Consider the following 12,330-nt stretch of genomic DNA (forward strand, 5'->3'; position numbering starts at 1 on the left):
ATGCCCTTGAATCTTTTTACTATTTAGACTATATTCTTATTGTGCCTATTTACGATTTGGAGAAGGGAGGCTGACAATGAAGGCCATATTAATCGGCGGCGTTATTTTTTTCGGTAACCTTTATTTTAAACCGGGCCATGGAGCTTGACGGTGGTAGTTGGGTATGGAGCGCTTCATTAAGATTCTTATTCATGCTGCCCATGCTGCTGGTCATTGTTGGCTACCAGCGAAATGTAAAACCCGTGTTTCAACACATATGGAGACATCCAGTCCCATGGTTGCTTTGGAGCACAGTCGGATTTGGTCTGTTTTATGCACCACTAACCTTTGCCAGCATTTATGGTCCTGGTTGGCTTGTAGCAGCAACTTTTCAACTGACCATTATCGCCGGATCCCTACTCGTTCCCTTCCTAAGTAAAGAGAAGGTCAAGCAAACAATTCCAATACAACAAATCCTGATTTCACTAATCATTTTATTCGGCATTTTCGTTATGCAATTGGAACATGCAACGGTTGTACCATTCAAAAGTGTTCTGTTATGTGTGATTCCCTTAATTGTTTCCGCGTTTAGCTATCCACTCGGAAATCGAAAAATGATGCAGCTGGTGGATGGTGAGTTAAATACCTTCCAGCGGATTTTGGGGATGACGATTGCCAGTATGCCATTTTGGTTTATACTGTCCATTTACGGCATGATTTCGCATGGGTTGCCCAGTTCCGGCCAAATGTTACAAACGTTCATTGTAGCAGTATCCTCGGGAATTATTGCGACCGTTTTATTTTTTTATGCAACCGAACTGGTCCAACATGACAATCAAAAGCTGGCTGCAGTCGAAGCTACACAGTCTGAAGAGGTTATTTTTACTTTATTGGGAGAATTAGTCTTTTTGCATGCGCCATTACCACAGGTGTTTTCATTTGTTGGGATACTTCTGGTTGTGATAGGGATGATTTTACATAGCGTCATATCCGCATTGGAAAAACGCAAAAAGGTAGTAGCGTATCAAAATGTTTCAGGTAGTGGGGATTAATGAAATCAGGGAGGGATTCAAGGCGAATTGTCGGTGATAGTTATTTGATCAAGCTGGGTTTAGCTTGGTCATGAATGCATCCATTCTAAAAATTCCAATCGATTTCCAAAAGGATCATACAGATAAAAGCGATTGGCGCCCGGTAATGAATCATCCAATTGGGGTTCAACTCCCTTATTCCGTAAATATTGTTTCATTGCTTCGATATTTTTCACATGAAAAGCCGGATGTGCTTTCTTAGCTGCTCGAAAATTCTCCTCAACACCAACATGAACATGTACGGAACCAACTCGAAACCATGCTCCACCTCTTTTTCTTAAGGTTTGCGGTTTTTCTATTTCCTCAAACCCCAGTAAATCACGATAAAATTCGCGGGCAAGGTCTTCTTTGTTACTGGGTGCTGCAAGTTGAACATGGTCAATTTTTTCAATGTAAAAACTCATAGAAACTCCTCCCTTCTTGTATATTTAAATCCTAACATTTTTAATTGAAACCGGATAATACATAATTGTGATCAATGATGTAATGGTTTGCTTATAAGAGTAATCCGTTAACATCTCAATGTTGTCTGAGTAGCGAGATTCGGCGAAATACCTCTGTGTTCAATGATTTTTATCGAACAACGAAATTTGTCGTTTTTCAGCGAAACCATACAATTACTATTGTTTTAGGCATATTAAAAGACCAGCCCCACTTGAGGACTGGTCTGCCATATTCATATTCAACAGCCACAATTGCCGTAATTTCAATATAAAAAGTTTTAAACCACCACTCAACCAAGTGGGTGTTCGCAAAAGTCTTCCTGCCTTCCGCTCCATTCGGCGGCACGGCATTAGAACTTTTATTTAAAACTCCCTATTATTATCTTAGAGGTTAAAACTTATTATCATTACGCACAATGTAGCTTGTAAATATATAGTACATCGAAACTGCCAAGATTGCAATGGTATTTTTGCCCAGTTCATGATGACTCTGATTACAAACACACGCTTGCCACAATCACCCATTCTTCACAAATACCGCTCTTCAAACGAATTGTTTACGAAACACGACTTTCCGCATCTCAACGCACGGGCCTGAATCTTTGTTTTAAAAAAGTAATTCGTGTACTTCGTTAAGTTCTTTTACGCGTATATCGTTTTGGACGTTTTTGGCGTAATGAATTTCTCTATCCAAAATTCTATCCAGATAGACCATTTCATCGTCCGTTAATGCCTTAACAAATGCACCTTCACCCGAAAAGTGACGGGACTCGAGCTTTTTAATTATCTGCCGGCCCATATCATCTTCTGCGTAATTCGCTAATGACTCACGCAGATAATCTAATGTATGATCGATTGGTTTCACCTTCTATATTTTTGTATTGCGTTTTTTCGCCTTTTGTTCCAGCTGGGATTTCGGTCGCTGATTGGTAGTATCCTCCGTAAGTCCTTGTGGATTAACACTATTGGTTACGCGTTGTTTACTCCAATTATTTTCTTTTTCACTCATTGCAAACACCTCCATTTCTATTGTTTTCCGTCAGATAATCTTTATACACCCAAGCAAAAGGGATGAAGCGACATTGCCCCATCCCTGCAAATTATTGCGTTAAATCCTCATACTGTTCACGCAATGATCGTTTTAACACTTTCCCGCTTGGATTTTTTGGCAGTTGATCGGTAAACGCTACATACTTCGGAACTTTGAATGTGGATAGTCGTTCCTTACAAAATGAAATCACGTTCTCCTTGGCCAAGTTTGCTCCTTCTTTTGGAACAATAATGGCAGTGACCGCTTCAATCCAATATGCATCAGGGATACTGACGACTGCTACTTCGGAGACCCCGTCCATTTGATATATTGTCTCTTCTACTTCCCGACTTGAAACATTGACACCACCCGTATTGATCATATCTTTTTTCCGGTCAACAATCGTGACATACCCTTCCTCATCCATAACACCGAGATCACCACTGTGGAACCATCCATGACGAAATGCTTCACTCGTTTTCTCCGGATCGTGTAAATAGCCTTTCATCGCATGTGGTGTACGATGAACGATTTCGCCAATTTCGCCACGAGGTACCTCTACGTCTTGTTCATCCACAATTTTCGTTTGTACATTCAGCGTTGGTGTTCCGGCAGATCCCAGTTTGCGTAATTGGTCTTCGGGTTGAAGTGCGGTTGCCAGTGGTGCTACCTCAGTTTGTCCGTAAAAATTCCAAAACTTAGCATTTGGTAACCGTTCCGACAGTTCTTTTAAAACCTCCCGTGGCATGATCGCTGCCCCATAATAGCATTTTTCCAATGAAGATAAATCACGTTTGTCAAAATCCGGGTGACGCAGCAAAGCAATCCAAACTGTTGGTGGGGCGAATAACTGTGTAGCTTTCTTTTCCTCAATGGTTTTCATAATCAGCTTTGGGTCTGCCGCTCCCAGAATAATTCCAGTTGCTCCAACATATATGCTCGGCCCTAAAAATACATGCAACTGAGCACTATGATAAAGTGGCATTGCATGGATGGCCACATCGCGAGCCTCCATATTGCCGTCAATAATGCTTGAGACATATTCACTGATCAAACTTTTATGTGTTAACATGACCCCTTTTGGACGGGATTCCGTGCCACTGGTGTACAAGACATGGGCTAAGTCGTCATCATCAATATGTGCTTCAACAAAAGTTGCCGGCTGTCCTTCACGAATCTTGGCGATGGCTTCCCATGATGCAAGCTCCTTTGTCGTCTCAGGTACATCCATTACATAACGATGCTTTACATCCATGCCATATGCCGCCTGGTCAAGCACTGGCGCATATTCAATCGAAGCAATCAATCCGGTTACGTTGGCATGTTTCAGAATATATTGCACATCTTCTACGGAGAGCATATAGTTGATTGGGATCATCACAGCCCCGATTCGTGCCAGCGCAAAATTGACGACAACGAAATCCAGACTGTTTTTGGACATGACGGTAACCATCTCGTCCTTTTTCATTCCCCGTTGTAAAAAGGCATGGGCGCTCTGGTTTACCAAGTCATCTAATTCAGCAAACGTAACCTGCTTATCCTTATACACCATGGCTAATTTGTCCGGAGTCCGATCACGGGTCCTAACCAATAAATCACCTAATGTGTTTCGTCTTGCCTGTTGTAACGTGGAAGTAAATGCTTTGTTATCATTTGTAAACCCTTTCAAAATTATCACTCTCCCTTTTCGCGCGTTTTGATTTCTATCTCTTATTTTATTTTAGATAATTCAAAATAGCAACTTTTTATCGAGCACGAGATCACAGTAATACGGCAAATGCTCTTTTTGCCTTTAACGTAATTGTGAACTTCAGCGATTTTGTTGTGAATTTCAGCTATTTTTTGTCGAATTCCAGCGAAACGATGTCGAACTTCGGCGAAATCATGTCGATTTTCGGCAAAACGAGACACTGAGTAACCCAGCCACAAATAAAAGCAGCCACCCAATAGAGCGACTGCCTCTACGCTAAAAATAATGCACCATATATTAAAGCACCAAGAACCACATAGACGGGACTGACCCCGCGTTTTTCCAGCAAAATGTAACCAGCAACAATCAAAATAATCATATGTACCCAGCCAATTTCTACATACGAGTTATGGAAGAATTCAACTGTCATCACAGCAAGCAGTACTGCAATCGTCGGACGGATAATTTTCGTCAGCCGCTTTACCTTAGGCGATTCTTTATAGCGCATTAATAATCCTAGCAACGCGATCATCATTACCATAGACGGTGCTACTGAGGCAAATACGCCAACAGAAGCCCCGAGGATGCCGCCCACATCATAACCGATATAGGCCGCCAGTTTTGTCGCAATGGGACCCGGCAAACCATTACCAAGGGCAACCATTTCACTGAACTCCTGTGTGGTAAACCAATGATATCGGTCAACCACCTCATGTTCGAGTAGTGGAATCGTTGCCGGACCTCCACCATACCCCAGAATATTCGAGGTAAAATTCGCTAAAAATATTTTCCAGTAAATCATGATTGATCACCTTGCCTTTTTCGACTGGTGTCTTTGGAAAATAAAGCAAAGAGAATCAAGACAATGATCAGGATCGCAGGATGAATCCCCAATAATTCCATCACAACGACACTTACAACGGTGAGAATAATGGTTGCCACCCAGCCGAGTAATTTTTTTGCCTTTTTGATAAAATCCCAAGCCAAAACGCCAATCATCACCCCGGCGATCGGTAGCACACCTTTTGACATTCCTTGCACCCACGGGACATCCTTGTATTTATTTAATACGGTTAGTAATAGGATCATTAAAAAAGCAGTTGGCAGCACCGTGGCGATAATACACGTCATCAATCCCCAAAAACCTTTCAGCCGCCAGCCGATATAACCAGACAATTTGGTATTAATCGGCCCTGGAAGTGTATTCGCAAGTGCCAGTATATCGGAAAACTCATCATCATCCATCCATTGATAGGTCTTGACCACTTCCTTATGCATCAGCGGGATTGCCGACAATCCACCACCATAGCCAAGCATTCCGGCGCGGAAAAAAGCAATAAACAAGTCCTTATGCAATCGATCATCTCCCAGCGTTCAAAACTGTTTCTATATTGTTTGAAGTTTCTTTCTTTATGTTATCTTACCAAAATGTTGGGAAATAATCATTATATTGATTATCAACGGCCACATCGTTTTTTACAAACACGCCACCTTTTGCATTAACGTTCTATATTGTTCGATATCTGCTAATAATCTTTCTATTGATTGTTGCCAAAACTCCGGTTGCGAAAGAACTATATTGAAATGTTTTTTAATTAGTTGTTCAAGTGGGAGCACTCCAGTTTCACTTAAGAATCCTTGAAACTTTTGGTGAAACAGCTTATCCCCTTTTGCAAACTCTAAAAGTCCAATGCTCAATAAAAAACCAAAAGAATAGGGATAATTATAAAAAGGTGTTTCGGCTTGATAGAACTGTCCGTATTTAATCCATACAAAAGGCTCGTATTCATTTAAACTATTTCCATAGGCTATTTCCTGACATTGTTGCGAAAGTTTTTCTATTTGATTTCCATCTAATGGCCCTTTTTTTCTAGACTCATAAAATCTTTTTTCAAATAAGTATGCTCCTCTGATTGACATCAAATAATTTAGGCTGCGTTCAATCTTGGAACCAAGAATTGCTTTTTTGGTTGAAATATCCTTTGTATCTTTAATTAAATGATCAATGAATGCAGTTTCAAAAAAGATAGAACAGGTTTCTGCCATTGTCATTTCAAAATTATCTTCCGAAAAACGAAGGGATGGAATATCTTCCATTTGATAAAAATGCCAAGCATGACCTAACTCATGCGCAAGTCTTCTTGCACTGTCTACACTATTGTCATAGCTTAAAGAGATTCTTGACTCACCTTCTGGAATAAAAGGTGCACAAAAACCACCAGTCGGTTTAGTATTGCGTATTTCCGCATCTATCCACCCCTTTGTGATTGTTCCATTTACAAAAAGAGGAATATTTCTGTCGATGTCTTCAAGGGACTTATTTATTCCATTAATGGCTTCTGAAAATTTAATTTGACGTGATATTTCTTCAGACGAAGTCATCAATTCGTGCCAAGATAGACTTTCTTCTCCTATTTCACTTGCTTTGATTTTTAAGTATTTCGAAAGGTCCTCTAAATTCGAATCTACCATACCCCACATTGCGTTCAATGTTTGCTTGGATATACCATTCAATTGTAAAGATTCATCAAGGTAGCTTGCCTTTTTTATTTTGTTTTCATTTAGTCTTAATGCAGCCATTTGATTGTAAATAGAAGCAAAGATATTTAATTGCGATTCTATAGCGTGGTTTAGTTCCTTAAATACAAGAAGTCTCATATGAGGTTCTGGGTGAGACATTGCTAAATTATTAGCTTCAGCAAAAGATATTTCGTTCGTTTCATTACTTAGGTTAACTTTAACCTTAAAATTATCACGAAATTGTACATAGATGTCCTCAAGACCACTTAACGCTTCCCTGGCAAAACTTGAAATATTTTTTTCTCTATTTCCCCTTTCGTCATCTTTTATTAACTCCGGTATGAAACTTTTTTGATTAATACCGTTGGCCCACTCACCAAATTGCTCTTCATTCATATTACTAAGTGACTCTTGCAAATTAGATACAATAAAACGAACTTGGGATTTTAAAGTTAAGATGCTCGATTTTAATGATGTTAGGATAGAAGGTTCTATATTTTCTGCGGTTAAACAGTAATAAAACGACTCAGCTGATTCAATCTGTTTAATTATACTTGAAATTGTTACCAACTTATCTTCATTTAGGTCATTTGGTGTTATCTCAATTTCCATCAGTTTCTCTTTAATACTACCCAAATGATTTTTAAATTTTTCCAAGTCAAGACCACACTGAAGATTATTCAAGTTCCAACGAATTGGTGTACTGAATGTTTTCATATTCCCCTATCCCCTTTTTATTGAATTCTATTTATATTATCCTTAACACAAAGGTCCAATAATTCTTATAACCATTGAAATAGAATTATTGACTATCCTCCTATTCCGCTATTCTGCACCTTGTTTTAATAACAATTACTTCTAGTCTCGGTTAAAACACCCCTTTAACGGAATATTCTTAGGAATGAAGGTCAAACCTTGCTTTAAAGTTAAACTATTAAAACTGCACACTAAAACCTTTAAATTCATGAATTCCTGTACCAAATCTAATTAGTTTTTTCTCTCTCAAAAACTTGACCGCTGATTTTACTTCATTTAAAATTTCAGGATCGAGCCCTACTGTATGATGTGAACCAAAAACCTTTGAGGCATTCGATAACCCTGCTATTTTCTCCAGTGAATTGACCAAATCAACAGGGTTTGTTGACGGATAAAAAGCATATATTGGTGTCTCATCATAAAGTAAATCTCCCGTAAACAAATATCGATTTGACTCATCAAAAATGGCTATATGCCCGGGAGAATGCCCTGGCGTATGATAGATAGTTAATATTCGATTCCCTAAATCAATTACATCACCGTCTTTTAATAAGCCTGTCGGTTCCCCTTGAAAAGGTTGATATGTATCGGGATTAAAGGTTTCCGGCACAGGTATTGTTATATCCCTGCTTATATTTTTTCTTATTTGATCGATGGACAAGCCACTGATTCCATTCACTAACCAATCTTGATCACCTTCATGAACATAAATTCTTTCAAATTCTCCATGACTTCCAATATGATCAACGTGAACATGGGTAGTAACGACATCAATCGGTAAGTCAGTCAATTGGTCTGTTATTCTTTTTATATGATCAATGCCAAGACCAGTATCAATCAGTGCCGCTTTTTCCTCTCCCAGTAATAAGAATGAATGCACTTTTTCCCAATGGCCATATTCGCTAATAGCGTACGTATTACCGTCGATTTGCTGAACGGTAAACCATCGATCCATAATCATTAAAACCCTCCAAGGTATCATTTTTATTTTATCCCATCTCCCCAAAATTTCAGCGACTTTTCATTAAAGTGTTTTCGACAATTTTTTACCCCGTTAGCCTAACAATGACTGCTCACTTCAGCACGTTAATTTCGTATCCCCTTAGTATAAAACGCGGTTCTCACAACATCCCGATAACCAAAAATCGTGAGCAAGTCCCCCATTCACTTTAACGCACTATCGTAATGAGGGACTGACCCTTCAAATAACCTTCCCCGGATTCAAAATACCTTTAGGATCGAGTGCTTGTTTAATCGCACGCATGACTTCCAATGAAGCGCCATGTTCTTTTTTCGCATATTTTCGTTTGCCGATCCCGACACCATGTTCACCTGTACAAGTACCACCACGAGCAAGGGCGTAATTAACAATATGTTCGTTTACGATGTTCGCTTTATCAATATCGGTTTGATCATTTACATCAACCATTAACAATATGTGGTAATTACCATCACCGACATGGCCGACAATTCCACCGTCAAGTCCCGATGTTTCCACTGCTTCACGGGCATCTTTTATTGCCCCTGCAAGCTCTGAAATTGGCACACAAACGTCGGTTACCATTTGTTTCTTGCCGGGATTGCCGTGAATATAGGCGTATGCAACGTTATGTCTTGCTTCCCACAACCGGTTTCTGCCCGCCGTATCGGTTTCAAACTCAATATCCTGACAGTTATGATCCATCACAATCTCCCGGGTAAAATCGACATCCTGCTTAAGCCCTGCTTCATTTCCGTGAAATTCCAAAAAGATGGTTGGCACTTCCTGATATTCAGTCTCGCTAAACCAGTTCATTTGTTTAATCGATTGGGCATCCGCCAGTTCGACCCGGGCAATCGGTACACCCGCCTGTAAAATGGCAGTGACCGCTTCTACTGCATCATCAACACTGTGAAAGGAAGCCCTGGCTGCCATCGTATATTCCGGAATACCATAAACCCGTAATGTTAATTCGGTAAAACAGCCAAGTGTTCCTTCAGATCCAACGAAAAGGCCATTTAAATGATAACCAGATGAAGATTTCGCTGCCAGATTGCCTGTATGAATGATCGATCCATCGGCGAGAACCACTTCCATATCGCGGACCTGATCACGCATAATCCCATATCGGACAGCCGTTGTGCCACTGGCATTTGTTGCCGCCATCCCGCCAAGCGTGGCATCAGCGCCAGGGTCAACAGAAAAAAACATGCCATACTTTTTTAGTTCCTTATCAAGCTGTGAACGGGTAACACCAGGCTGCACTTTGACAAGAAAGTCATTTTCCCTTATTTCCAAAACCTTGTTCATCAAGGAAAAATCCACAACAATGCTCGATTCATAGGGAATAACATTTCCTTCCAAGCTGGATGCAACACCAAATGGGACAACTGTCTGCTCGTACTTGTTTGCCAGTTTAATAACGCGACTCACTTCCTCGGCCGTTTCCGGAAAAACAACAATTTCAGGCAAATGTGGTGTATGATAGGATTCATCACTGCTATGCTGTTCCAATACGGTTTCATTTTTCGTCACGCGATCCGGTGCAAGTCCCTGCTGTAATCCTTCCATTAAATTCATATGTAATCTCCCCTTTAATTTGGAAAATCGAAAAAGCTTTTTATCAGTATGACTTTTTCGAACTATAATACTATTATACTATCACAGTTTTTCCAATGATAAAAAACAAAGGTGCAAGCGTCCGGTTAGCGGCGTACAAACTGGAAGGGTTCTGACGAGATAAAGGAAACATGCCCCTGCAAAAGGGGTATGCCGACGTTGGCCGCAAAGGCCGTTCTTAGTCGGCCTTCCTTTAACTTACGAACCGATGTTGACTTATCGTAGGAAGAAACCTGAAGTTTGCTAGCCGCTGGGCGCTGGAGCCGGACGGGGCCTATTCTGGCATAAGCAGAACAGAGCCTGAATTTTTGTTCTGCTTAATTTCTAAATTACAGCAAAGTTTCTAAATCGGATATTCGCCCAAAATCCTGGTTTCCTGTACCGTCCCGGGTTTAAATGAATATAGTGACATTGACTAGTTTAAAGGGAGGAACATAAATCAATGGAATCATCAGAGCGCAATCGGCCAAAGCATCTCGCTTGGCATGAAACACTGGAAGTACATGAACTTGTTGCCTTTCAATCAATTGGGTTAATGAAATTGAAACATGCGATAGGAGAAGTAAGCGATGACATGCTGCGGAATCTTTATCTGCAATGCATTAAGGATATGGAAAATAACTTGAAGGAACTGACTCAATTTTATTCCTTGGCACCTCGTGAAACAGAGGAAGATGAAGAGGATTTTCGCAATCTTGGGGACGGTTTTTATGCTGGCGACCTATTAGTATTAACAAAAAGTTGTGTCAAGAATTATGGTGCCTCCATCACTGAAATAGCTACCCCTGTGTTACGAGATACATTAAATAAACATTTGCAAAAAGCGATTGAAACACACGGGAATGTCTTTGCCTATATGTTTGAGAGGGGTGAATATCCGGCATATGATTTGAAAAAACTGTTGCAGAATGATTTAAAGAATGCAAACAAAGCCTTGAAAATGGAATATAAATAGCTCTTCCGGATAACAGCAAAAGCTGGCGAATCAACCCATTTTTTAGAAGTGTGATGTGATAAGACCTATGTCGAATATACGATAAAAACGGTCCAGCATGGGTGACGGACCGTTTTCCCATTTACATACGTGAGAAATTAATTCGTCTTGGTTGTTTGGATCGTTTCATCCTCGGTGTCTTATACCCATGCTCAAAAATCCGGCCTTTTTCCATTTTACAGTGGGCAAATAGTGAGTCCAGCAGACCACCATGCTGATCAACTGCCTGTTGAAAAATTTTTGCCGCGACCCGGGCATCCTCCAAAGCGTGGTGGTGTTCAAACGTAATCCCGTGATGAACAGCGACTGTATTCAATTTATGATTCATTAGTTCCGGCCATACCCTTCTGGAAATATTTGCAGTACATAAATAATCCATTGACGGATATGGCATGTTAAAGTAATCCAGCGTATTACGGATTACGCTCATATCAAAACTGGCATTATGGGCGATCACCAGATGATCAGTAAGGTATTCGTTTATAGTTGGCCAAATTTCCGCAAATGTTGGCTGGTTTTCAACATCACGACTTGTAATTCCATGTACTTCAATATTGAATGAACTAAATTCCATCAACGGATTGATTAACGTATAGTATTCATCGATAATCTCATGTTCATTGGCAACCACAATCCCAACCGCGCACGGACTATGCCGTTTCGCATTCGCCGTTTCAAAATCAATCGACGTAAATATCATATGTACCTCCCCTTTGCCTTCATCATATCACAAAACCCTAAGAGCGCGCGTCTAACTTTGCTCACTTATCTGGCTAATTGCGGTGTGGAAAGCTTTCCCTGCATGAACTCTCAATAAGGATCCCAAATGTAGTTTCACTTTATCGGCGGTTTTGGTGCTTTTATCAGCGATTTTACCAATTTTACGGCGGATTGGTGAAATTCATCGGTGATTTCCAAAATTTTCAGGTTTTCAGGGATGGTATCAAGACTGAAACAAACCCAACATCGATAGCTATCCCTTTGCACTTTTTCAGCGTAGTTTTATTGTCTGTCTTGCTTGACTTTTCAACCGGAAAATTGTATTGTATGGATTAATATTTAAAATTATATAATTGTTTCTTATCCAGAGAGGTGGAGGGACTGGCCCTTGGAAACCTCGGCAACAGACTTGCGGAATTACAATCCCAGGTACTGTGCCAATTCCAGAAGCGTGATGCTTGAAGATAAGAAGAGTGCTAACGATAATGCAACAGTCTCTTCTTATCTT

12 protein-coding genes, 1 other RNA gene and 1 riboswitch are annotated in these 12,330 nt (G+C 40.2%); of the genes, 2 read left to right on the forward strand and 11 right to left on the reverse strand.

Annotated features, from left to right (window positions below; genetic code table 11):
• Positions 1-137: 137 nt before the first annotated feature.
• Positions 138-1,031 (forward strand): DMT family transporter, encoded by an 894-nt coding sequence (locus tag ABRT01_RS05750; RefSeq protein WP_483308152.1) that lies wholly within the window; start codon positions 138-140, stop codon positions 1,029-1,031.
• A 68-nt stretch (positions 1,032-1,099) separates the two neighbouring features.
• On the opposite strand, the gene ABRT01_RS05755 is transcribed toward ABRT01_RS05750, so the two are convergent.
• The 10 genes from ABRT01_RS05755 to ABRT01_RS05800 all read right to left on the reverse strand — a co-directional run bounded on the left by ABRT01_RS05755 (position 1,100) and on the right by ABRT01_RS05800 (position 10,069).
• The gene (locus ABRT01_RS05755; RefSeq protein WP_269409802.1) at positions 1,100-1,474 is read right to left on the reverse strand and encodes a VOC family protein; all 375 of its coding nucleotides are present in this window, start codon (positions 1,472-1,474) and stop codon (positions 1,100-1,102) included.
• Between the two features lie 278 nt (positions 1,475-1,752).
• Positions 1,753-1,941: non-coding RNA, 6S RNA (gene ssrS / locus ABRT01_RS05760), on the reverse strand.
• A 179-nt stretch (positions 1,942-2,120) separates the two neighbouring features.
• Positions 2,121-2,378, reverse strand: a complete 258-nt coding sequence (locus ABRT01_RS05765) for a sigma-G-dependent sporulation-specific acid-soluble spore protein CsgA (RefSeq protein ID WP_439649406.1) — start codon at positions 2,376-2,378, stop codon at positions 2,121-2,123.
• Between the two features lie 3 nt (positions 2,379-2,381).
• Positions 2,382-2,522: a small, acid-soluble spore protein L gene (sspL, locus tag ABRT01_RS05770; protein WP_269409803.1), complete on the reverse strand. Its 141-nt coding sequence runs from the start codon at positions 2,520-2,522 to the stop codon at positions 2,382-2,384.
• Positions 2,523-2,613: 91 nt separating this feature from the next.
• Positions 2,614-4,212, reverse strand: coding sequence for an acyl-CoA synthetase (locus tag ABRT01_RS05775; protein ID WP_367746532.1), 1,599 nt, complete (start codon positions 4,210-4,212; stop codon positions 2,614-2,616).
• A gap of 292 nt (positions 4,213-4,504) precedes the next feature.
• On the reverse strand, positions 4,505-5,035 hold the full coding sequence (locus ABRT01_RS05780) for a chromate transporter (protein ID WP_269409805.1): 531 nt from the start codon (positions 5,033-5,035) through the stop codon (positions 4,505-4,507).
• Positions 5,032-5,589 (reverse strand): chromate transporter, encoded by a 558-nt coding sequence (locus ABRT01_RS05785; RefSeq protein ID WP_269409806.1) that lies wholly within the window; start codon positions 5,587-5,589, stop codon positions 5,032-5,034. The genes ABRT01_RS05780 and ABRT01_RS05785 overlap by 4 nt, the downstream gene beginning before the upstream one ends.
• Before the next feature lie 120 nt (positions 5,590-5,709).
• On the reverse strand, positions 5,710-7,470 hold the full coding sequence (locus ABRT01_RS05790; protein ID WP_367746533.1) for a M3 family metallopeptidase: 1,761 nt from the start codon (positions 7,468-7,470) through the stop codon (positions 5,710-5,712).
• A gap of 217 nt (positions 7,471-7,687) precedes the next feature.
• Positions 7,688-8,470 carry an MBL fold metallo-hydrolase gene (locus ABRT01_RS05795; protein WP_367746534.1) on the reverse strand — a complete coding sequence of 261 codons (783 nt, stop codon included), beginning with the start codon at positions 8,468-8,470 and terminating at the stop codon, positions 7,688-7,690.
• 240 nt (positions 8,471-8,710) lie between these two features.
• Positions 8,711-10,069: an FAD-binding oxidoreductase gene (locus ABRT01_RS05800; RefSeq protein WP_367746535.1), complete on the reverse strand. Its 1,359-nt coding sequence runs from the start codon at positions 10,067-10,069 to the stop codon at positions 8,711-8,713.
• 481 nt (positions 10,070-10,550) lie between these two features.
• Here ABRT01_RS05800 and ABRT01_RS05805 point away from each other — a divergent pair, with 481 nt between their 5' ends.
• A complete protein-coding gene (locus ABRT01_RS05805) occupies positions 10,551-11,063 on the forward strand; it encodes a spore coat protein (RefSeq protein WP_367746536.1) in 513 nt (170 codons plus the stop codon).
• Between the two features lie 121 nt (positions 11,064-11,184).
• Here the strand turns inward: ABRT01_RS05805 and ABRT01_RS05810 are convergent, their stop codons facing one another.
• On the reverse strand, positions 11,185-11,802 hold the full coding sequence (locus ABRT01_RS05810) for a 3'-5' exonuclease (RefSeq protein WP_367746537.1): 618 nt from the start codon (positions 11,800-11,802) through the stop codon (positions 11,185-11,187).
• A gap of 377 nt (positions 11,803-12,179) precedes the next feature.
• A riboswitch (SAM riboswitch) is annotated at positions 12,180-12,293 on the forward strand.
• Positions 12,294-12,330 lie beyond the last annotated feature (37 nt).

Source organism: Lentibacillus sp. L22 (assembly GCF_040812445.1).
Classification (GTDB): Bacteria; Bacillota; Bacilli; order Bacillales; family Amphibacillaceae; genus Lentibacillus_C; species Lentibacillus_C daqui.